This is a genomic window from Flagellimonas spongiicola (genome assembly GCF_023502425.1).
Taxonomy (GTDB): domain Bacteria; phylum Bacteroidota; class Bacteroidia; order Flavobacteriales; family Flavobacteriaceae; genus Flagellimonas; species Flagellimonas spongiicola.
The window spans coordinates 42433-66008 of sequence record NZ_JAMFMA010000002.1; the positions used below are offsets into that span (position 1 = coordinate 42433).

At 39.7% G+C, this 23576-nt stretch carries 21 protein-coding genes; 7 read left to right on the plus strand and 14 right to left on the minus strand.

Features of this window, described 5'->3' with window-relative positions:
• Positions 1–31: 31 nt before the first annotated feature.
• Both M3P19_RS06540 and M3P19_RS06545 read right to left on the minus strand, forming a co-directional pair.
• Positions 32–991, minus strand: a complete 960-nt coding sequence (locus M3P19_RS06540) for an alpha/beta fold hydrolase (RefSeq protein ID WP_249656852.1) — start codon at positions 989–991, stop codon at positions 32–34.
• Between the two features lie 71 nt (positions 992–1062).
• Complete coding sequence (locus tag M3P19_RS06545) at positions 1063–1617, minus strand: TetR/AcrR family transcriptional regulator (protein WP_249656853.1); 555 nt, start codon at positions 1615–1617, stop codon at positions 1063–1065.
• A gap of 156 nt (positions 1618–1773) precedes the next feature.
• Here M3P19_RS06545 and M3P19_RS16940 point away from each other — a divergent pair, with 156 nt between their 5' ends.
• Both M3P19_RS16940 and M3P19_RS06550 read left to right on the plus strand, forming a co-directional pair.
• Positions 1774–2064, plus strand: a complete 291-nt coding sequence (locus tag M3P19_RS16940) for a hypothetical protein (RefSeq protein WP_313791614.1) — start codon at positions 1774–1776, stop codon at positions 2062–2064.
• Between the two features lie 3 nt (positions 2065–2067).
• Entirely contained in the window at positions 2068–2943 is an 876-nt protein-coding gene (locus M3P19_RS06550) for an MFS transporter (RefSeq protein WP_313791615.1), read from the plus strand.
• On the opposite strand, the gene hemL is transcribed toward M3P19_RS06550, so the two are convergent.
• From hemL to M3P19_RS06570, 4 genes are all read right to left on the minus strand, one after another.
• Entirely contained in the window at positions 2927–4204 is a 1278-nt protein-coding gene (hemL, locus tag M3P19_RS06555; protein ID WP_249656854.1) for a glutamate-1-semialdehyde 2,1-aminomutase, read from the minus strand. The genes M3P19_RS06550 and hemL overlap by 17 nt on opposite strands.
• Before the next feature lie 67 nt (positions 4205–4271).
• Positions 4272–5129, minus strand: a complete 858-nt coding sequence (locus tag M3P19_RS06560; protein WP_249656855.1) for a glucosaminidase domain-containing protein — start codon at positions 5127–5129, stop codon at positions 4272–4274.
• Entirely contained in the window at positions 5126–6031 is a 906-nt protein-coding gene (locus M3P19_RS06565; RefSeq protein ID WP_249656856.1) for a 1-aminocyclopropane-1-carboxylate deaminase/D-cysteine desulfhydrase, read from the minus strand. The genes M3P19_RS06560 and M3P19_RS06565 overlap by 4 nt, the downstream gene beginning before the upstream one ends.
• Positions 6032–6041: 10 nt before the next feature.
• Positions 6042–6371 (minus strand): hypothetical protein, encoded by a 330-nt coding sequence (locus M3P19_RS06570; protein WP_249656857.1) that lies wholly within the window; start codon positions 6369–6371, stop codon positions 6042–6044.
• A gap of 160 nt (positions 6372–6531) precedes the next feature.
• Here M3P19_RS06570 and M3P19_RS06575 point away from each other — a divergent pair, with 160 nt between their 5' ends.
• From M3P19_RS06575 to M3P19_RS06585, 3 genes are all read left to right on the plus strand, one after another.
• Positions 6532–6693: a DUF5522 domain-containing protein gene (locus tag M3P19_RS06575; RefSeq protein ID WP_249656858.1), complete on the plus strand. Its 162-nt coding sequence runs from the start codon at positions 6532–6534 to the stop codon at positions 6691–6693.
• 68 nt (positions 6694–6761) lie between these two features.
• On the plus strand, positions 6762–7340 hold the full coding sequence (locus tag M3P19_RS06580) for a DUF4136 domain-containing protein (protein WP_249656859.1): 579 nt from the start codon (positions 6762–6764) through the stop codon (positions 7338–7340).
• Positions 7341–7440: 100 nt separating this feature from the next.
• Complete coding sequence (locus M3P19_RS06585; RefSeq protein ID WP_249656860.1) at positions 7441–9192, plus strand: aromatic amino acid hydroxylase; 1752 nt, start codon at positions 7441–7443, stop codon at positions 9190–9192.
• Here M3P19_RS06585 and M3P19_RS06590 read toward each other — a convergent pair.
• The 5 genes from M3P19_RS06590 to alaS are packed head-to-tail and all read right to left on the minus strand — an operon-like array spanning position 9189 to position 15772.
• Entirely contained in the window at positions 9189–10871 is a 1683-nt protein-coding gene (locus M3P19_RS06590) for a M1 family aminopeptidase (protein WP_249656861.1), read from the minus strand. The two genes, M3P19_RS06585 and M3P19_RS06590, sit on opposite strands and share 4 nt — an antisense overlap.
• A gap of 52 nt (positions 10872–10923) precedes the next feature.
• Positions 10924–11529, minus strand: a complete 606-nt coding sequence (locus M3P19_RS06595) for a DUF4230 domain-containing protein (RefSeq protein ID WP_249656862.1) — start codon at positions 11527–11529, stop codon at positions 10924–10926.
• Positions 11530–12489 (minus strand): GSCFA domain-containing protein, encoded by a 960-nt coding sequence (locus M3P19_RS06600; RefSeq protein WP_249656863.1) that lies wholly within the window; start codon positions 12487–12489, stop codon positions 11530–11532.
• A 1-nt stretch (position 12490) separates the two neighbouring features.
• Positions 12491–13144 (minus strand): hypothetical protein, encoded by a 654-nt coding sequence (locus tag M3P19_RS06605; protein ID WP_249656864.1) that lies wholly within the window; start codon positions 13142–13144, stop codon positions 12491–12493.
• A 3-nt stretch (positions 13145–13147) separates the two neighbouring features.
• The gene (gene alaS / locus M3P19_RS06610; RefSeq protein ID WP_249656865.1) at positions 13148–15772 is read right to left on the minus strand and encodes an alanine--tRNA ligase; all 2625 of its coding nucleotides are present in this window, start codon (positions 15770–15772) and stop codon (positions 13148–13150) included.
• 106 nt (positions 15773–15878) lie between these two features.
• On the opposite strand from alaS, the gene M3P19_RS06615 reads away from it, so the two are divergent.
• Together M3P19_RS06615 and M3P19_RS06620 are read left to right on the plus strand one after the other, a co-directional pair.
• A complete protein-coding gene (locus tag M3P19_RS06615) occupies positions 15879–16856 on the plus strand; it encodes a M23 family metallopeptidase (protein ID WP_249656866.1) in 978 nt (325 codons plus the stop codon).
• The gene (locus tag M3P19_RS06620) at positions 16856–17185 is read left to right on the plus strand and encodes a MerR family transcriptional regulator (protein WP_249656867.1); all 330 of its coding nucleotides are present in this window, start codon (positions 16856–16858) and stop codon (positions 17183–17185) included. The genes M3P19_RS06615 and M3P19_RS06620 overlap by 1 nt, the downstream gene beginning before the upstream one ends.
• 11 nt (positions 17186–17196) lie before the next feature.
• Here the strand turns inward: M3P19_RS06620 and M3P19_RS06625 are convergent, their stop codons facing one another.
• The 3 genes from M3P19_RS06625 to M3P19_RS06635 form a co-directional block, all read right to left on the minus strand.
• The gene (locus M3P19_RS06625; protein WP_249656868.1) at positions 17197–17538 is read right to left on the minus strand and encodes a hypothetical protein; all 342 of its coding nucleotides are present in this window, start codon (positions 17536–17538) and stop codon (positions 17197–17199) included.
• Between the two features lie 51 nt (positions 17539–17589).
• The gene (locus tag M3P19_RS06630) at positions 17590–19992 is read right to left on the minus strand and encodes a penicillin acylase family protein (RefSeq protein WP_249656869.1); all 2403 of its coding nucleotides are present in this window, start codon (positions 19990–19992) and stop codon (positions 17590–17592) included.
• 152 nt (positions 19993–20144) lie between these two features.
• Entirely contained in the window at positions 20145–23540 is a 3396-nt protein-coding gene (locus tag M3P19_RS06635) for a DUF805 domain-containing protein (protein ID WP_249656870.1), read from the minus strand.
• Positions 23541–23576: the final 36 nt, after the last annotated feature.

Sequence of the window (23576 nt, forward strand, 5' to 3'; positions counted from 1 at the left end):
GGGCAGTGCACCGAGTTACTGGAATTATGGGTTATTTGATTTTGTTCTTTGTCAGGAATTTGCTGATGTAATTCGCAATTTCATCCCCTTTTTCCTCTAAGGCAAAGTGACCCGTGTTCAATAAATGGAATTCCACATTGTTCAAGTCGCGTTTATAAGGATATGCTCCGGATGGTGGGAAAATGTAATCGTTCTTTCCCCATACGATCAAGGTAGGTACCTGATATTCCCTAAAGAGCTTTTGCCACCCTGGGTAACGATCCACATTTGTGCGGTAATCGTAAAACATCGCCAATTGGATTTCGTTGTTCTCTGGGCGCGTCAAGTGCTGCAGGTCATGATGCCAGTTATCTGGACTCACTTTGGTACTGTCTTGCACCCCATGTAAATACTGCCATTGCAATCCGGCCATGGCGTGGAAACCTTCCAATGGTTTTTTGTTCGCTTCGGAGTTGTCGGCCCATAGCTTTCGTAACGGGTCCCAAAAATCAGCCAAACCTTCGGTATAAGCATTACCATTTTGCACGATAAAGGCCTCTACTCGTTCTGGGTGTTTTTCAAAAATGCGATACCCCACAGGTGCCCCATAGTCCATCAAATACAAACTATAGCTGTTGATTTGAAGTTGCACCAATAACGTATCAACGATCTCAGCAAAATTGTCAAAACTATACTCAAACTCAGCCATTGGTGGCTGGGAGCTGCGTCCATAACCGGGGTAATCCGGAGCGATCAAATGATAGTCTTGGGAAAGGTCTTGCATTAAATTTCGGAACATGTGCGAAGAGGTAGGATAACCGTGCAATAAAACTAAAGTTGGAGCTTCTTGGGGACCCGCTTCGCGGTAAAAAATATCCAATCCTGCAATCTTGGCGGTATGGAAAGTGGTTGGATAACTGTCTACACCGGACTTTTTTCGTTGTCCGTTAAGGTTCGTGGCCACAAAAAGTGCCATTACAAATACTACTAGAATTGATTTACTTGTTTTCATGATTTTACGTATTAATTGTTGTGCTTATTTTTATTTACCGAACGTTCGGTTATTTTAATGAATAAATTTTTTTAGGTTTGATACCTGTTTTCAATATTTTTTAGGGCCTCTGCAAACGGAGCAGTATTGTCCATGGCCTTACTTAAGACCAAACTACCCTGCACTTCTACAAAATTCTGTTGTGCTACCTTAAACGCTTTTTCTTTATCTAGACCCATTTCCTTGCCCAATACAGTAAAAGCTTCCAACCATTGGTTGATGCCGCGTTCTATTTTGGCTCCAAAAAGGGACATTCCCGTATCCATACTCAATGAACGGTACAAACATACTTCGGTACCGTTACCATACACTTCTCCAATATTGTACAGTGCATCTTTTAGCCGGATTTGGGGAGCCACCTCCGCATTGGACATGACCTTAAAAATCTTTTCGTTTACCCAATTTTCCATAAAGTCAAGGACGGCATCCGTCATTTCCTTTTTTCCTCCAGGAAAACGGTGATAGAGACTGGCTTTTTTAAGGCCCGTAGCTTCAGCCAATTCATTAAGGCTGGCCCCGTCGTAACCTTTGGAGCGGAACACGGACATAAGCCCGATTAAAATTTCCTGATCTGATACTTTTGCCATTCTCATGGGACAAATGTACAACCAATTTCAATTTTACCAAACGTTCGGTAATATTTTAACAAATATTTATATTTATTCGTTTTTAAATTAAACAAATCAGATACTTTTACTTTAGTATGAAGTAACCTTTAATTACGACAGATTTCCAGTTACTATATGAACCCACCCAAGTATATACTGCCTACCATTGTCATTGCACAGTTTTTTTGCACCTCGCTGTGGTTTGCAGGTAATGGGGTATTGGTACAACTTATAGCCGAATACAACTTAGGTGTAAACAGTTTAGGGAACATTACCTCAGCGGTTCAATTTGGATTTATTACAGGCACTTTGCTTTTTGCCGTTTTGACTTTGACCGATCGTTTTTCGCCTTCCAAAGTTTTCTTGGTTAGCGCCGTTTTAGGTGCACTAAGTAATTTGGGAATTGTACTAGACGGTTCAGGCTAGACCATGATTTTAACCTCCCGATTTCTCACTGGCTTTTTCCTAGCAGGTATATATCCAGTGGGAATGAAAATCGCCGCCGATTATTACGATAAAGGTCTCGGTAAATCTTTGGGGTACTTAGTTGGTGCTTTGGTGGTGGGTACTGCCCTTCCCCATTTCTTGAAATGGTGGGCTGCTGTGTTTCCTTGGCAGTATGTTATCTATTCCATATCCGTTTTAGCCATTATTGGTGGTTTGTTGATGTTTTTATTAGTGCCTGATGGACCTTTTAGAAAACCAAGTCAACGGTTGGACCTAACAGCATGTTTCACGGTTTTTAAAAAACGGGGTTTTAGAGCTGCTGCATTTGGCTACTTTGGGCATATGTGGGAATTATACACTTTTTGGGCCTTTGTGCCTTTTCTTCTGGGATTGCATATGGAACTGAAATCCATCAATAGCTTACCAGTTTCGTTTTGGTCCTTTTGGATTATAGCCATTGGTGGCCTGGCTTGTGTATTAGGCGGCTATATTTCGCTACGAAAAGGTGCCAAGATCACAGCTGCAATAGCTTTAGGTCTTTCTGGTTTATGCTGTCTGTTATCCCCAGTGTTTTTAAGCTATGCTTCTACACCAGTATTTATACTATTCCTTTTGTTTTGGGGAATGGTGGTAATTGCGGATTCACCCTTATTCTCCACTTTAGTCGCGAAAAATGCCCCCGTTGAAATAAAAGGAACCGCTCTGACCATTGTAAACTGTATTGGCTTTGCGATTACAATTTTGAGTTTACAACTTTTGAATCACCTTCAAGCTATAGTTACTCCAAACTATCTGTTTGTGATTTTGGTCCTAGGGCCCGCAATTGGGTTGTGGAATTTATTTAAAAAACAGTCTTGACAGCTTCAATCGTTTTGTCCAAATCCGCATAACTCAAGGCATCATTCAAAAAATAACTTTCAAACGCAGATGGTGGTAGATATACCCCTTGATCTAACATACCATGAAAATACCTTTTAAACGTATCGTTATTTCCTTTAGCGGAACTTGCAAAATCAACTACTGGTTCATCACAGAAGTGAACAGAGATCATACTTCCAAAACGGTTGATTTGATGCACTACTCCCTTTTCAGTTAATACTTCCGCAATGCCCTTATGCAAATATTCAGTTTTTTCGGCTAGACTGGTAAACACTTCAGGTTTGGCATTGAGTTCGCTAAGCATAGCCAGTCCAGCACTCATGGCCAATGGATTTCCACTTAAAGTCCCTGCTTGGTAAACCGGTCCTTCAGGTGCCAAGTGGGACATGATTTCGGCACGGGCTGCAAAAGCACCCACAGGTAAACCGCCGCCAATCACCTTCCCGAACATGACAATATCCGCATCAATTCCCAATGCTTCCTGCGCGCCACCTTTACCCAATCGGAAACCGGTCATCACCTCATCAAAAAGTAATAATATACCTTCTTGGGTGCAAAGCTCACGGAGCCCATGGATAAAATCTTCTTTAGGAATGATACAACCCATGTTTCCGGCAATAGGTTCAAGTATAATTGCAGCTATTTCACCACTGTTCGCATCAACAAGTGACTTTACACCATCCAAATCATTGTAATCGGCCAATAAAGTGTCTTTTGCCGTTCCTTGGGTAACCCCAGGACTATTAGGACTTCCAAAAGTAACCGCGCCACTTCCAGCTTGTATCAAAAAGGAATCGGAATGTCCGTGATAACAGCCCGCAAATTTGATGATCTTATCCTTGCCAGTATAGCCTCTAGCCAAGCGTACCGCGCTCATGCAAGCTTCTGTACCGCTGTTCACAAAACGGATTTTATCAATATTGGGCACCATGGATACCGCTAATTGCGCCAATTCCGTTTCAATTTCAGTTGGCATCCCAAAGGAGGTTCCTTTTTTGGCTTTTTCAATTACGGCATTGATTACGGGTTCATGGGCATGACCTAAAATTAGGGGTCCCCACGAGGCGATATAATCGATGAGCTGATTGCCATCTTCATCATAGAGGTATGCTCCTTTTGCTTCTTTTACAAAAATAGGATCTCCGCCTACGGCCTTGAATGCCCGAACAGGTGAGTTAACTCCACCTGGAATAAATTTTTTGGCTTCAGCAAAAAGTGCGCTGCTTCGTTGGTATAGCATTAGTGTTCTTGGTTTTCTTGAATCCCGTTGTATTGAAATTTCAAACGATTCAATACAATTAGTGGGATTATTTGGTTTTTTCTTTCCTGATATTGAGTACCTGCCCTACAGATATGGTATTGTTTCTTAAGTTATTGAGGCGCTTCAATTCATCCACGGAAATGGTATACTTTTTCGAAATACCATAAAGTGTGTCCCCTCGTTCCACCACATGGGTAAATACATCATATTTTTTAGGGGCACGAACCGTATCGAAACCACCATCCACAACTTCAGCATCATACGAATCCAAATCAAATTGCTCAATTAGGGCGATCAATTTTTGCGGATATTTTCGATCAGTGGCGTAACCTGCCTGTCGCAAACCGTAAGCCCATTTCTTGTAGTCGTCTCTTCTGTAGTTGAAAAGAAAACTATAACGGGAACGAGAGCTTAGGAATATGCTATGATCACGGAATGAATACATTGGATGATTATATTTACGGAAGCATTCCCCCTTGGCGTCGTCATCGTGAAAATCAAATTCGCCGTCCCAGCCGGTATGGCATTTAATTCCAAAATGGTTATTGGTTTTACGTGTGAGCTCACCTCTACCGGACCCGCTTTCCAAAATGCCTTGGGCCAAAGTGATACTGGCTGGAATACCAAATGCACGCATTTCGTATTGTGCCATTTCCGCAAACGTTTCAATATACTCCCTTGTGTTGGCAATTGGGAATTTCACAAAGCGGCCAGGGTTTGGAGGTAAGGGAAACAATTCGTATTCCTTAGGCCCATCCTTTGGTAAATCCCGATTTGGATTTCTAGGGGTTTTGGTCTCAACCACAGGCTTAGGTTGGGGTTGACGTGTTACCGTCCTTTTCTTGGATTTGCAGCTTGCCATAAGGAGCACAAGCACAACAACATAGGTTATTCTTCTGATCATAAATCCAATAACGGTAAATTTTTCCTTTTCAGTACCTCGTTCATTCCTTTTATACCTTGGAGTCCTCCAGTATGGATGGCCAAAATTTGGGTTCCCGGATTAAAATATCCTTTCTTAATCAGGTCAAAAATACCAAAAACCATTTTTCCGGTATATATGGGATCTAATGGAATTCCTGTTGTTGCCTTAAAATCGTTTATGAATTGTACCAATTCCGAATTGATCTTGGCATAACCTCCAAAATGATAGCCCATAACCAAATCCCAATTTTCGGCTTGGGCAAATTTACGGATATCCGATTTTAGAAAATCGCCTTTCAAGGCTGGAAACCCCAATATTTTCTGATGTTTTTTAGCTGAGTTGATCAATCCCGAAATTGTCCCACCGGTTCCCACGGCACAACAAATCTGAGTAAAAGTATCGTCTTCCTTCGTCAAAATCTCTTCACAACCTTTTATGGCCAGTTCATTGCTCCCACCTTCAGGAATTAAATAGAAATCCCCATGCTTTTTCCGCAATACCCCTAAAAACGACTCGTTTTTTTTATTGCGATAATCCTCACGTGATACAAATTGAAAATCCATACCATGTTTAGCTGCCAATTTCAAGGTAGGGTTGCCTTCCCAGTTTGATTCCAGTTCGTCACCACGAATAATCCCGATGGTTTTCAAACCAGACTCTTGACCTGCAAATGCAGTGGCGGCAATATGGTTGGAAAATGCTCCTCCAAAAGTCAATAAGGTTTTGAATCCATCCTGTTGTGCCCTAAATAGATTGTATTTGAGTTTACGGTACTTATTCCCCGAAACAAAATGATGAATGGTATCCTCCCTTTTGAGGGCTAGTCGCACATCATGCTTTTCTAAAAGTGGCAATTGTACAAACTGGTTGGGAATATTCAATGGGTACAGCTTAACGCATCAGGTAGTTTAGGAAACTGTATGCTTTTCTGCGTGAAAGATAATCCATATCACGTTCATTGGCATAAGCCTCCCGTTCAAAACTAATGTTTTGATAGGCCCTGTAGCTGTTCAAATACAATAGCGTACGTAGCAGCCATTCCAGAAGATAAATGAAATAAAAAGGTATGATCAGCAATTCCCTCTGTTGTTTCAGATGGATGCGTTCATGATTGATAAGCACCTCATCGGATTTCAATGCGCCCTCCTTCAAAATAATGAAAGGCCAAAGGGATAAGCCAACATAGTTGCGATAAAAGAAGTGTTTGAAAACTAAAATCACGCTAAACTATCATAGGATTCTTACAAATATAACTTTTGCAGTTACACGATATTGGTTATGTCGGATAATATCATCAACAATTTCGGTGAATTACCTAATGAACGGAAATTCCTTCCATTCATCGGAATATTTTAATTTTAGGGTACAATTTCAATCTTTTATGAAAGAACACATTCCCTTGGAAGAGGGAGATTATTACCTTTCAGAGGAAGGGTATAAGGTTTTTACGGAACAATTCCACTTAAAAAGAGGTTATTGTTGCGAGAGTGGATGCAGGCATTGTCCTTATGGTTATGATAAAAAAACGAATACCCAAGGGTAGGCCCTGTTCGGCATAGTATTTGTGGTTAAAAACAAGACCATTAACAGCAACTCAAAACAAAATTTGATATGAAAAATGTAAAATTAGTTACCCTATTCGCCTTAGCAGGATTCTTTATGGTTTCCTGTTCTTCCGTCAAGGTTGTTTCCGATTATGATACCAAAACTGATTTTGGCACATACCAGACGTATGCCTTCTATAAAACTGGTATTGACAAGGCACAAATCTCTGATTTGGACAAAAAACGAATTCTAAGAGCTATTGAAGCTGAAATGACCACTCGTGGCTTTGCTAAATCCCAGAAACCAGATGTGCTGATCAGCATTTTCACCAAAGAGCGAGAACGTGTGGATGTTTACAACAACAACTTTGGTTGGGGTGGAGCTTGGGGCGGTTTTTACAATCCTTGGGTCTGGGGTCCTGGCTGGGGCTGGGGCGGCTACGGCAACAACGTGAGTACCCGAACTGAAGGTTCATTATATATAGATGTAATCGATGCCAATAAGAAAGAACTGGTATGGCAAGGTCGTGGAATCGGTACCTTGAACAACACCAGCAAGATTGAAAAGAAAGAAGCACGTATCAAGGAATTTGTATCGCATATTCTAAAAGAATATCCGCCAATACCTGCTGTAGCTTCCAACTAAAATATAACCGTCCGAAAGGGCGGTTTTTTTTGTTGCATACTCAACAAAAATCGGAAATGAGGACTTGAATTTGTACCTTTAAGGCAAGTAATACAAGAACATGAGTTACGAATCCAATCCTATTCTGGACAAGCTTCCAGAACATCTTAAGCAATTCATAAAACCTCAGAATTATGAAGAATATACCGCCATTGATCAGGCCGTATGGCGATATGTGATGCGAAAAAATGTGGATTACCTAAGTCAAGTTGCCCATAAGTCCTATGTAGATGGATTAAATAAAACTGGTATATCCATTGATGACATTCCCAATATGTATGGGATGAATCGAATTTTAAAAGAAATTGGTTGGGCTGCTGTTGCGGTAGATGGGTTTATACCGCCAGCCGCATTCATGGAATTCCAAGCATATAATGTTCTAGTAATTGCTTCCGACATCCGACAGTTGGAAAACATCGAATATACCCCTGCACCGGATATAATTCATGAAGGTGCCGGACACGCACCCATAATTGCCAATCCCGAGTATGCCGAGTACTTAAGAAGATTTGGCGAAATTGGATGTAAGGCCATTTCAAGTGCCAAGGATTATGAGTTGTACGAAGCTGTTCGACATCTTTCAATAATAAAAGAAGCTGCAGGAACTCCTCAGGAAGAGATTAAAAAGGCCGAAGAGCATATTGAATTTCTTCAAGATAATATGGGAGAACCCAGTGAAATGGCACTGATTCGTAACCTACATTGGTGGACTGTTGAATACGGACTTATTGGTGAGGTATCACAACCTAAAATATATGGCGCAGGTCTGCTATCTTCAATTGGAGAAAGCAAATGGTGCATGACAGATGATGTGGTAAAACTTCCCTACACCATTGAAGCAACACACAAGGCATTTGACATTACCAAACCACAACCGCAATTGTTCGTAACACCCAATTTTGCGCACTTGAGCCAGGTATTGGAAGATTTTGCAAATACCATGGCCCTACGCACTGGAGGGCTTTCTGGGGTTCAAAAATTAATCAATTCCAATGCTTTGGGTACTTTGGAACTCAGTACAGGTCTTCAGATATCTGGAACTTTCAATGAAGTAATTGAACACAATGGCAAGCCCATCTATATCAAAACCAACGGGCCCACCGCATTGGCGTTTAGGGAAAAAGAACTTGTTGGACATAGTACTTTGGATCATGCGGAAGGTTTTGGCTCACCCATAGGTAAGCTCAAAGGCATCAATCTAGCTATTGAAGATATGGGGCCACGTGATTTGAAAGCTTATAAGATTTTCGAAGAGGAAGAAGTTACATTGGAATTTGAGGGCGGTATCAAAGTTGAGGGAACAATCGTCACCGGAACCAGAAACCTTCAGGGTAAAATCCTGTTAATCACATTTAAAGATTGTAAGGTTACCCATAATGATCAGGTTCTTTTTCTTCCAGAATGGGGATTATATCATATGGCTGTTGGGCAAAACGTGGATTCGGCATTCAATGGCCCTGCTGACTTGCATAGCTTTGATTTGATTTCCCATGAATTGACGGAAACCACAATCAAGAAAACTTCAAATGCACGTAGGTTAAAGCTTGAAGGCTATTACCAACGTGTTCGCGATTATAGAGACGGAATCAATACCTACATCTCCAGAAGCAAATTATTCGAAGAAATCAAAGAAGAATTCCCAGAAGATTGGTTACTGCCTGTAGAATTATATGAACTGGCCAAAAATGGACAACGCGATGCCTTGGCGCAAGAAATCAAAAATCATTTGCAGGAAGTCAAAAAATCAAGGCCCGAAGTGGGACACTTGATTGATGATGGATTAGCATTGGTTGACGAGGCTTTGGTTCGTTAAAACCCAAGCTTTGTCAAGTTTTCATCGGTATTTTGAATTTGCGGTACCGGACCTTTTTTTACTGGTAAAAAACTGAAGTTCTGAGTACTTCCATTCCTTTCGATACCAATTTCCGCGTTTCGCTCAATATCACCATACCAAATGTTACTGGATATAACTTTGTCTCCATTGCGAATACCTGCCATGTACGCCGTACTGCCCTCAATTACATTGGAAATTACCTTATGCTCTTCATTAAAGGTAAACCCAAGCTCGAACACATCGCTTTGAGGACTAAAGTCAACTGCCAGTTTATTGAACAAATCTCCCAATGGCAATGGCTCGCCATTTTCAATGTGTTTATTGAAAAACTCCTGGAACTGTTCGCCAAGAATTGGTTTCATGACAGACAAAAAATAGTCATGATTTAGCTTTTGATCCTTTTCCCTGGCATCTTCAAGGATTTGATGCATTACAACATCAAGGCTTTTTTCACCATCAGTCAGGCGACGTATTTCAAGATCTAGATAAAATGCAAAAACAGCCCCTCGGTAATAGGGTAAGTTTGCATAATCCCTACTCGCCCAAAAATTTTCATAGTTGATCTCCGAGTTTGGAGCTAAGAACACCGGTGAGTTATAAAGTTTACGTATAATCGAATTCATTTCATTAATGAAATGCGTAGAACCAGCTTCATTAATATTGTTCTTAGCAATATTCTTGAAGGCGTAATACTCGGTGAAACCTTCACTAAACCAATATTGCTCCTCTTCGTTTTCATTTTTTATGATACTCCCTATCCAATTGTGCATTAATTCATGATTGAACAAATGCACCATCTGTTCCACTTCCATAAACTCATTGTTTGAGAAGGAGGTAGCAAAGGAATTGGTTATTCCCGTACCTTGATAACTACTGCCGTTTGGCGTATAAATGGGCTGCATGGTCACTGTAAAATATTCCTGTGTATGATCATTCCAAAAATCCCGCTGCGCGATGATCGTTTCTTTGAGAATGGCTTTCATATCACCTACCGTAAAGGGCACCCATTCTCCTCGGGTTGCGAGATATACCGTATTATCCTTTATAGGGATTGCATTAACTTCAAAGTCCCCACCTACAAAAATTGCTTCTAAAAATTCCTGCTTGGGAAGTGTTTTTAGATGTTGTGTTTTTTGTTGTGAACCAAAACTGTTTTGAATTACGTCCTTAGGCCCCAAACCATTCCAATTAATCACCAGATCTAAGGATTCACCGGCTGATTTGGGTACCATAAATAAATTATGGGAAAATAAATGGAAATAGGTAGGTTGAATAATTGGTCGGTAGGTCTTTCTAGATGTGATGGGCTTTTCAAAATCCTGTTGTAAAACATAACGAAAATGAAGCTCCTTTAGATTTTCGGGATGGTTCAAAACAATCCAACCGCTATCCTTGTTCACTTCAATTGTTCCGGAAACTTTTTCCAACGCCATTTCCTTGATGGCATTATGTAGTTCTTCTTGTCCCCATGCACTGTTAGGATATTCCAATATGGTGATGCCATCTTGTGAAGGCATAAATTTCATTTCAACCTTCAGTTGATCAATGGAATCTTTATGTGTCACGGTGATGTTGTAATCAATTTGGTTGGGATTGGGATTGGAACATGAAACAAGAACTAGTAATACAACAAGAAGAGCACCAATTGATCTATACATGATTCGAATTTATTTTAAGACTGATAAATCCCGTCAATGTTACAAAAACAAATCAATCCAAAAAATTTGAAGTATCTGAGATGACTTCACCATGGTATTCCAAAGTCCAACCCATAGAATTTGTAATCAGGTAAATTCGAGATAATTCGCTGATCAATCTATTTTCCGCATTGGACTTAAGGTTTGAAGCCTCTATTTTCATCCGCAAAGCATCCATTACGTTATCCTTTATGGTATTATAATCTGAGGCGTCAAAAGGATTAAAGTAATCGGCCGTTACATCATAATATTGAAAGTCAGGATTGATTTTGATTTCCGGTTCTGGAATTGACTCTATTGTGATTGTTTTCCGAGCCTCATCCAATGTATAGTCCAGTTGGGATAAATCGTATCCAATGGTCACGTCTGCATTAACAACAACCAAGGCTCTTTTATCCGCTGTTAGCAATTGTCCAAACAATTCCTTGGTGTCGGCATAATTCAACACCTCGACAAAATGACCTTCAGTTACAATTAATTTGGAAACATGCTGCAATTCCGTTTGAATTAACATTGAATTTTCCTTCAATAGCGCTTTCCTATCTGTGTACTCCGAACAAGATTTATAAATAAATATAGACGTCAGCGCAATTAAGGCACCTAGCAGTATCTTTCTCATTTATCTGAATTTCATAAACGGATATCGTTGTAGTAGATACGTGATTTTGGCCTCCAAGGATTGCAGGAATATTTGGTGATCCGAAGATTCTGGGTTGAATGGTCTATGGTTTAAGCCTTTTTGTACTTCCTCTACCTTGTGCATTACTTCGTAATCCCCTTGGGAAATCCATACACTTTTAAATCGCGCCCAGATGTAGTCAACTGCTACACTATTGGGGTGTACCATATCCTTGTCGTAAAACCGATAGTCCCTAAGTTCATCCATCATGACTTCGTAACTTTCAAAATAGGACACCATAGCAGTGGCTTCATTCTGACTGAGACATTGATGTATTGCCGTTAGTAGATGCGACTTACTCCGTTGATTTTCAACAAATCCGTCCTTTATATGCCGAACCGGACTAAGTGTAAAAATAAGCTGGGCCTTTGGATTCACAGCCGCAACTTGCGCTACAATACCGTTTAAACAAGTTGAAATTTGCTCCAGGTTCAGCAATTCCTTATCAAATTCCCTCTGAGGTACTTTATGGCAATTTGCCACAGCCTTAGTGGTTGCCTTATTCCGATAAACCCAAGCCGTCCCCAGCGTAATGATTAGATGGGTGGCCGATTCCAATTCCTCTTTTGTACTTCTAAGCGCATTGTTCAAATCATCCACTAAACGCTCTTGTGAAGTGGCAGCTAAATCAGAATGTGCATCAAAACAGAGCCAGCGGCCATTTTGCATAAAAACTTCATCTTTAGTATACCATTGACTTGCTAGCGCCCTATGGATTAAATTTTGTATTGCGAAGGGGTGGAATAATATTCCGAAAGGATTACGCCTTGTTGCAAATTGATAAAAATCCAGCTTTTTGCCAATGTTTTCGACAAAACAAGAACCTAGTAGCAGTATTCTACTAGCATAACCAACAGGGTTTTTCGATGGTTGCCACGGAATCGTTGTTTGAAGTTGCATGTTATTTGCAATTATCAATATTCTCTATCATATCGCGATATTGCCCTTCCAATTGTACCTCCAATTGGTTTATAATTTTGAGCACCTTAACTAAATCGTCAATACTTCGATTGCTCAGCGCATCTGTAGCCTTCTTCATCTCATCACGAACTAAATCCTGGGTATAGTACATGCCTTGAAGATCGTATAAACAATCATAACCAAATTCATGGAAAATACCGGTAGATTTTGAAATTTCCCAAGCAATGCTGCTCAAATCCGTTATTTCCAAATACAAACTGGTATCACTGATATAATTATAGATGCCATCGCCTATAAAAACAGAATCAATGGCTACAATAAAATTTGGGTATTTGGCCCTAAAATTTTCCCAATCAGTAGGTGATAACAGCAATTGATCTTGTTCATTCAGCGCACCGTCCAATTCATGAACAAAAGGCGGGATTTTTTGATTTTCAGTGCGATTTTCAACAAGTTGCACCAAATTGGCTTCTATTTCACCCTTAATCTTGGTGAGGGCAATTTCCTTGTCTTTTTGAATGGATTTAGCTGAATTCCAATCGTTGAACCATATGGCCAAGTTAATGCCCACAAATAACAATAGGATTTCCCCAACAATATATTTCCAGTTAATATGCTTTAGTCTAAAGGACACTTTTTAAGTTGTGGCATTTATTATTTCCATAGCCTTGCTCAAGGCTTCAGGAATCCCCGCTGGATTTTTACCTCCTGCGGTAGCAAAAAACGGTTGTCCACCTCCACCTCCCTGGATAAATTTACCCAGTTCCCGAACAATGGCACCGGCATTTAATCCCTTGTTGGACGCCAAATCCTTTGAAATGTAACAACTTAATATGGCTTTTCCGTCCTTTTCGGACCCCAAGAGCAGAAACAATTCGCTTACTTGACCTCCAATTTCAAAGGACAAGTCCTTTATTCCCGAAGCATCCAAGTCTACTTGTTTGGCCAAAAATTGGATACCATTGATGTCTTCCAATTCTGAGATCAATTCACTTTTAAGACCTTTTACCTTATCCTTCAAAAGCTGCTCTACCTGCTTTTTAAGGGAATTGTTTTCTTCTTGCAGACTTGCAACTGCTTTTACTGGTTCTTTGGTATTGTTCAGAAGATCCTTGATTTCAAAAAGCATTCTGTTGTTCTTGAAATAAAATTCCTTGACCGCATCCGATGTAATAGCCTCAATACGTCTAATGCCGGCTGCAACCGCACCCTCGGAAACAATCTTGAAGTGCCAGATATCCGCCGTGTTCTTTACATGTGTGCCACCACACAACTCAATGGATTGCCCAAAGCGCACCGTTCTTACCGTGTCTCCATATTTCTCACCAAACAAAGCCATTGCGCCTTGATCCATCGCTTCTTGCAGCGGAATGTTTCGGTTTTCTTCAAAAGGTAATTGGCCTTCTATCCGAGCATTCACAAAATTCTCCACGTTCCGAAGTTCTTCCGTAGACATCTTGGAAAAATGGGAGAAATCGAATCGTAGGTATTTGGAATGGACTGCAGACCCCTTTTGTTCTACATGGGTTCCTAGGACTTCTCGTAAGGCTTGATGCAGTAAATGAGTCGCTGTATGATTACTTGCGGTTCTCCAACGTTGTTTTTTGTCAACCGCCGCTTTAAATGTCCCGGAGGTATCTTTTGGGAGATTCTCAGCAAAATGAACAATCTCGTTGTTTTCCCTTTTGGTATCCAGAATATAGATCACATCGCCGTTTGAGGCTTCCAGATATCCTTTATCACCAACTTGACCACCACCTTCAGCATAAAATGGGGTAAGGTTGAAGACCAATTGATATTGGTCACCGCCTTTTTTGGAAGTTACCTTACGATACTTCACTAGTTTCACATCGGCTTCCAATCGATCGTATCCAATAAATTCCTGTTCAGCATCCGTTAAGAGTATTGTCCAGTCTTCTTTGGATATTTCTGATGCTGCCCTAGAACGGTCTTTTTGGGCTTTGAGTGCTTTTTCAAAGCTATCTACATCCAAAGTATAGCCTTTTTCTTCCAAGATGAGGGTGGTCAAATCAATTGGAAACCCGAAAGTGTCATACAATTCAAAAGCCTTTTCCCCATCAATGGTCTTTGTAGGCGCGGATTTGATTACGGAATCCAACAACACAAGTCCTTGTTCCAAGGTGCTCAAGAAGGAACTTTCCTCTTCCTTGACCACATTCTCAATGAGTTGGTATTGCTCACGAAGTTCTGGAAAGGCCTTCCCCATGGACTCCCCCAATACTTTTACCAACCTGTAAATAAAGGGCTTGTTAGTTCCTAAAAATGTAAACCCATAGCGTATTGCGCGCCTTAAAATTCTTCTGATGACATAGCCTGCACCATTGTTGCTAGGCAACTGACCATCAGCAATGGAGAAAGCTACTGCCCTAATGTGATCAGCTACAACACGAATTGCGATATCCGTATCTTCCGCTTTCCCGTATTTTTTACCAGTAATAATCTCTATTTCCCGAATGAGCGGGGTAAAAACATCGGTGTCATAATTGGATTGAACACCTTGCAATACCATGCATAATCGTTCAAAACCCATCCCAGTATCCACATGCTTTTCAGGCAGACTTTCTAGGGAACCGTTGGCTTTACGATTGTACTGCATAAAGACCAAATTCCATATTTCCACGACCTCTGGGTGGTCCTGATTTACCAGTGAAGCACCGGGAATTTTTGCTTTTTCTTCTTTGTTTCTTATATCCACATGGATTTCTGAACAAGGACCACAAGGGCCTTGATCACCCATCTCCCAAAAATTATCCTTTTTGTTGCCCATGATGATGCGGTCTTCTGGCACAATAGCCTTCCATAAATCAAAGGCTTCTTTGTCCATTTCTAAATTATCCGCATCTTCACTTCCTTCAAAAACAGACACATACAGGCTTTCTTTATCTATTTTATAGACCTCAGTGAGCAATTCCCAGGCCCAATGGATAGCTTCTTTCTTAAAATAATCCCCGAAACTCCAATTGCCCAACATCTCGAACATGGTATGGTGGTAGGTATCTTTTCCCACCTCATCCAAATCGTTGTGCTTGCCGCTAACACGAAGACATTTTTGCGTATCCGCGATCCTTTTGGATTTGGATATTGAATTTCCTAGAAAAAACTCCTTGAACTGGTTCATCCCTGCGTTGGTGAACATCAATGTTGGGTCATCTTTCATGACCATTGGTGCAGAAGGAACAATCTTATGTTTTTTGCCTTCAAAAAAACTTAAAAACTGTGCTCTTACTTCTTGGGATGTCATCGGAAATGCTAGGGTTTTATTAAAATTAACAGTTTAAGTAAAACAATTTTTATATTTGTTTGTTCTCCTTAAAATAGAATGCGCAAAAATAGGATAAAATCCCTTCATGTCTAAAGTTAAGTACTATTACGATCCGGATACCCTCTCATATCGAAAGATTGAGCCCAAAAAATCCAAACGGTACCGGAATCTCTTCTTTTTTCTCTTGGGGTCTGCACTTTTTGGCTTTCTAGGATTAATCATCTTATTGAATACAAGTTGGGTCAATACGCCAAAGGAATTGTCCTTAGATCGTGAGGTCCGAAATTATGAGCTTCAGTTTGAGATATTGTCCAAGAAAATGGAGCAGATGGAGCAGGTATTGGCCAATATTGAGGAACGTGACAATAATATTTATCGACTCTATTTTGAGGCCAATCCGATTCCTGAAGAACAGCGAAGGGCTGGATTTGGGGGTGTTAATCGCTATAAATCCTTGGAAGGTTTCAATAATTCGGAAATCATCATAAATGCCACCCAGCAATTGGACATCATCCAAAAGCAAATGGTCATTCAATCCAAATCCTTGGACGAAATTGCGAAGCTGGCTGAGGAAAAAGAAAAATTACTAGCAGCCATCCCTGCAATTCAACCGGTACGAAATGAGGATTTAACTCGAATGGCCTCTGGATATGGATGGCGTTCCGATCCTTTTACCAAAGCGCGAAAAATGCATCGTGGTATGGATTTTACTGCACCAAGAGGCACGCCTATTTACGCTACAGGAGATGGTGTGGTGGTACGGGCAGATAATCGCTCTTCTGGATATGGGAAACACATACGAATAGATCATGGCTACGGCTATATGTCATTATATGCTCATTTGAGCAAATACAATGTTACCAAAAAACAAAAAGTTAAACGTGGTGATTTAATCGGTTTTATTGGCAACACAGGACGCTCACAGGCACCACATTTGCACTACGAGGTCTTTAAAGACAAAGAGCGCATCAACCCTATTAACTTCTACTATGGAAGTTTAACAGCGGAAGAGTTTGAGAATATGCTCAAGTTTGCTACACAGGAGAACCAATCCTTGGATTAATGCACATAGACCTTCCTGAAAAACGATATTACGGTATTGGCGAAGTTGCCAAAGCATTTGGCGTGAATACCTCTCTGATACGTTTTTGGGAAAAGGAATTTGATGTATTGCAACCTAAAAAGAATGCCAAGGGTAACCGAAAATTTACACCCCAGGATATCCACAACCTTCAATTGATCTACCATTTGGTCAAGGAACGTGGATTTACCCTCGAAGGAGCAAAAATCCATTTGAAGGAAGAAAAACAAAAAACCCTCTCCACTTTTGAGGTAATTCAAAAACTACAAAAGGTAAAGGCGGAATTATTAAAGATTAAGGAGCAATTGTAAGTTCGAAGTTTCTAACTGGACTTTTCATTTAACATTTTAATTGCTAATGGAGTTTGGTCTCTATCATACTTTAAAAGGTCAATACTATAATCATAATCTTCAGTCTTCAACTCAAATTTACCTTTTCCCCTTTTCCAATGACCTACCCCATGTCCTGTAATCAAATCGATTATCGTTGTTAACATTCCCGTAAACCAAGGAATTTTCCCTTTAACAAAATTCACTCTTCTAACTTTAGAATAATTAGTAGGATTAATTAGTATGGAACCTGACTTCAATATCTCAAAGTCATCCTCACGGAAAACGACTTCAACTCTCGGTGAATTCTGAATAATTATTATTTCATTTTGCATTCCTTAAATAATTCGTTTACTAAAATTTAGTAACCCGCCAGATGGTTTTTTTTAATGATTCCCTCTAGGAAGCAAATGAGTCAAAGATACTGCCACAGAATCTATTTTTGGTCGGGAATAATAGAGCGGGAAATACGCATCCTTTGCCCACGATTCGAACAAATTACCATAAAACGGACTATCCGGGTCACCTGATTGCCCTGGACTGTTGGTGCCAATTGCAGCATCCCAATCCCCCGTATTCACAATAACGCGAAAGGTAGCCCCACTACTCTGACGTAAATTACTTCCTGTAGAACCTGGAGTATAGGCATTTCCACCTCTTGGTAAGGGGCCTAAATCCAATTTGGTTCTTAGGCTATCGTTAACTGCTTTACTTAATGCATGCTCCAGATACGTATGCTTGTTCTTTCTTTGCCCGTATTGCCAAGAATCCATATTTGAACCCAATGAAACTTCTAAATCATGAACAGCTGCGGAAAACGCATGGGTCAAAAATTCATTTCGTCCTAAAACTGGTGTTGGACCAAACCGATCATCGGGGTTTTTCAACCATTCCATAATCCGAGCCGGCTGAATTCCAGGCACAATCCCTTTACCTTCATCTGGAATGAATTGTTCACCTGCCATCTTCTTAATTTGATTTTCCCATGCTACATAAATAGCTGCTGCTATCGAATTCGCTTCAAGCTTATAATCCCAATCTGCCAACCGTTCTTTTGCATTCGCTGCGCTTTCCTCAAAAACAAGTTTTTCCAACATAGGAACAAGAATTCTTGCGGGGATAGAGACATAGTCCGTTTGTAACGCCTTCATATCTTCCATGGTCAACTTTTTGTCGGTAGTCAAAACCTCATCCACACGATCCCCACGATAGGGGTCCGACCATGAAAACCCGATAGCATCCCAATGGGCATAATCTTCAGGAGTAACGTTTTGGTTGGCCGTGGCTATATAACCTTTTTCTGGATTATGGGCATTGGGTTTTTCGATAATTGGTAGATATCCGTCCCACTCGTATCTACCATCACCGGGTATAGGCACAAGACCACTGAAATTTCTGCGGACAGGAGCTATTCCAACAGCCTGCCAGCCAATATTTCCTTCTTTATCCGCCCAAATCATATTTTCTCCAGGAATATGACTGTAATCACACGCATTTCTGAATTCATCCCACGATTTAGACTGGTCCATCCGCAAAGACGCCAAATATGGGGAACCACCGGGTTCCAACCAAGCACAACGTACGGCATAGGCAACATGGTTTTCAGTATCAATATAGGTCACTGGACCATGAACGGTGTAAAAGAGCTTCGCCTCATGGTCTTCCTGCCCTTTTACTTTAATGGTTTCAGTAAGCTGTGTCATATCCACCCACTCTCCCTTGTACTTATACTGGCTTGGGTTATTTGGATTCAATTCATAAACGTAAAGATCTTCTCCATCGGTTCTAAAGACCGTTAATCCCCAAGCACCATATTCATTATGACCTATGGAAATACCAGGAATCTCGGGTTCTCCACCACCGATCACATTCCACCCAGGTGCAATAAGGTGGTTCATATACCGCAAGGATGGGGTAGCCAATGTTCTATGGGGATCATTGGCCATATACGTATTGCCATCTACCATTCGATTTCCCTCTATCACCCAATTATTACTGCCAATAGCCAAAGAATCTCCTTGCAAATGATCCTGAAACGTTAAAATTTCTTCCGCTGTTGTATTCCTATATTCCGGGATTACATGATCGCTCGTAAACGCAACCGGCTTTCGATAGGCATTGTACAAGGCTAAAATGTCATCTGATAACAAATCAGAATCAATGCTGGGATCCAGATTCAAGTCTGGCTCTTTTGGATGAAACCAATACAAGTCCTTTACCGTTTCTTCGCCAAGTTTAGCAACCGCTCTTCCTATTTGCAGTTCTTGGGTGATATTGCCCAGCAATCCTTGATGTCGGGAAATCACTACTTCAGGTGTCCATTTTTCGGGTTGTATCCCTAGTAACTTAAACTCAATAGGCAGATTATTTGGGGTTTTCAATATCTCATCGATGTAAGCATTCACGCCGTCCGTATAGGCTGTTATGATTTCAACACCGTCATCGTGATAATGATTCATTTCGGTGGTCATATCGCCCCGATACATAAACAAACGTGTCCCAATATCCCGATTCAACTCTGTTGGACCAAGTATTTCCGCAACGGTTCCTGTTGCTTGTCTTCGCCAAATTTCAAACTGAAAAAGTCTGTCGGACGCGGCGGAATAACCTTGGGCAAAAAATAGATCACGCTGATTTTTTGCATAAATATGATTTACCCCCCATTTATCCCGTACAATTTCGACAGATTCCTGTAAACCATCAGCAGTGAATTCAAGCGTTGGTATCGATTCCTTTTTTTTACAGGAAAAGCAGAGAACGATTACAGATAATAGAAAAACTTGTCTCATGGAATGGAGTTTTGAGTTGCGAGTTGTATGGTAAGAACTTCCAATTTCTGTTATTTATGAAATTTATAGAAAGAAGTTTGCGTAATAAAACTGACGCATAAGATAATTACTTATGAATTATTAATTCCTTGGAACCTCCAAACAAGTCCGATTTAATCAGAAATGGTATCTCTAACGGACTCTCTATTGGCATTTAATTCATCTTCCAAAAAATACAATCCGTCCAATGCTGGTGTATACTTAGTAATAGCAACTCCATCATTGTTATTGGACAATTTTCCTTTTTTATTATATCGTCTTACTTCAGAGTAAATTCCAGAAGGTTCTAATTGGTATTCATAAATTGCAGTTCCGTTGACGTCTTCCAACAAACTCAAATCTGTATCATAAATCGTTGATTTGGAAGTCTCACCCATTTCGCCCCATTCATATTGGATTTTATGATAGCCGTTGGGGCCAATTACAGGTTTTCTATTTTTATCCAGATACTTATAACTCATTGTATGACCCAATTCATTTAACACGTAAGACTCCACGGCAATTCCATCCACATTATTGGCTAATCTATTATTACGCCCCAAATATTCATAACTGTCTACATAGTGACGGCCATTGTATCTAATCTTAATAGCACTCACGGCATCTGAATTTTCAATTCGATTATTCCTGGCATCATAAAATTGAGTAAGCACTTTATTTCCGTAACGATTATAATAATATCTAGTAATGGCTACACCATTTTTTAAGTTGCCATCAATTCCATATTCAAGTTTTACCGAATCCAAGCCAAAACGATTATATAGGAATTTGGTTTGGTATACTCCATCATGGGTAACAGGGCTCCCAGTAATATCGAGATTACTTCTTCTTATAATTTGATTTTTCTTATTATAAGCATAGACATTATAGGTTGCACCTTGATTGGCCATTGCCAGCTCATTATCCTTATTAAAATAGGTGGTCTTCAACTTATTACCCCGTTTATCGTATTCCCACCTTATAATCGCCACATCTGCTTCAAACGCTATTAAATCCCCAAGGGAATCATGGGTACTATTCTCAATTTTATTTCCGTTGCTGTCATATTCGTATTTATGTTCCACAACACCATCATCTGTCTTGGCATATCCCCCGTCAGAATCATAATACACTTCTGATTTCAGATTTCCATTCCCATCTAATTTTTTTCGGATCATAGCAACACCAGAGTTGTTTTCCAATGCATCACCATAGACATCTAAATTATGTTCTCTTACAATACTGTCACCAATATATTCGTATTTCCTTGCACCCCATTTGTTATCACTATATTTTAATACGTACCCAGGGTAATAATATGCTTCGAACTGAATTCTCCCCAAAGAGTCATAATCTTTGACCTGCGAATGGTAATCATCATTGGCAACAATTGCTTTACCATTTTTATTAAAGCGTTTTACACTTGTTTGACGGTCATTTAAATCATAAGTGAAGGTGTAAATAGAAGCTCCATTGCTATCGTAGGTATTTTGACCATCTTCATTAAGTGAACTTACTTTAACGGTATTGCCACGCTCATCATATTCGTATTTCAAGTAATAATCGTTTAAATGGTATGCAGGTTTGTTGTTACTGTCATAGATTCTATAACTGGTTTTCTTGTGATTTTCATTTAGCTCATACACATATTTTGCTCCAAAATCGCCGTCTATGGTAAGCCTTCCCTTCGAATCAAGGTTTTCATAGACTCGAGTTCTACCTAGAGAGTCAAGGGTTCTTCTAACGGAGAATATGCCCTCATCATTTTTAATTGTTTTTCCTTTTGAATCATAATAATTAGAGAGAAAAGAATTATCGCCACTGTTGTAATGCCATCTTGTTTCAAAAACACTGCCATTTTCGACTCTTTTACCTTCTGAATCGTAGTAATGAAGTATTACATTTTGATCCTCGTCTGAAGTACGTTTTAAAAGGGAAAACTTCAAATTTGTGTTGTAAAGTTCTTTGGAGTTTAAATAATGTATTTCAAAAACACCATTATCCTTTTCTATTAACCGGGTTACTGCCGTTTTAAAATATCCTCCATTTTGAAGTATTCCGTTCTTATAGTACTTTATGATTTTCTCACCGTGATAAGGATAAATGACTTCATAAACCGCACCGAATTTGGCATTTGCTTCCATTACCGGATAAGAGGTCAAAATTTTGTTGGTTTTGGTAAAGTAGATATGCTTAAAGAAATTGGTTCTCCCTTTTTGAAAGTTTTGATATTGATGAATATCTTCATTTTCGTAATATGCTGTTTGTCTTAACCAATCATCTATTTTGAGCTCCCAGTAACGCTGTTCTTTGTAATTTCCATTGTGATCCGATATACTATCATAAACGTTTTGTAGGCTATCCAGCTTTTTGTCATATTTTGTTTTAAGATCATTGATTATATCAAAGTTTAAACCACCCAGACCTAGTTCTACTAAATCTTTTCTTAGTAATCGTGCAACATATTCTGTGATGTTGAAATGGTATTGCTCATGTACCAATACATTATAGGAATCAAACTCACCTTTTAGTCTATGAGAATAATTAGGATCCATATAAGCGTAAACAGTTGAATTACCATCAGTTATCAATTCAGGGCATTCAATGTTGGAATAAATATCAGCAACATAGTCTTCATCCATTGTGTTTACCAAAACAAAATCTTCCCACGTCAAGATTTTATCGGACCATTTAATTATAGCTTTAGAACTTGTAGTGGTACCCTGTATGAAGCCAAGCATCAAAATCATACCGAATACTAGGACAGAAACAAACTTTGGTACGATAATACTTCCTTTGTTTTTTCTATTTCTGAAAATCAAAAAATAGAGGATGAAGGTGACTAAGCAAATGAAAAAGAAGACGGCTAACAATATCAACTCGAAATACCATTCTTCCAGTTTTGGGGTTGAATCAAATACAACAACGGTATAAATCCTAAGAAAGAAGTAATATAGAAACGTGTATGTCAAAATCAATGATAACAGCGTTTTTGACTGGGTATATAAGTCCTTTCCTCCTCCCATACCTAATAACATCAGGAATACACAAATGAACATAGGAACGAAAATCATAATGCCAACCAAAAGAGGGTTATCTTGGAACATTTGCATAATGACAGCAATAATGAAAACATTTATTAAGATTGCAGGAAGCGCAATTTTCATCAACTGTCTTAGGGAATATTCTTTTGAATTGAAACTTTCATCCTTAGTTTTGGGAATAGACATTTTAGGATTGGGTCCGAACTTGTTTTCATCTGCATTACCTTCCACAAACAGCATGACTATGCCGTAAAAGGGAATTAATTGATAAAAACCACTATTCCCAAGGTCATGGCAACGCTTGGCACCTTGCGCTAAGAGAAACGCCATTAAAATCGGTATGGGTAGTAACCACCAAAAATCGTCCAAAAGGAATTGTTCATGTATAATGGCAAAAAATCCTAGGACTAGGTAATAAACTATAATACTCAGGCCATATTCCAATCTGCGGATACGGCCTTTAAAAGAGAATGGGGTTTTAAACATCTAGAGGTAGACTAGTAGGTTGATATTTGAACCTCT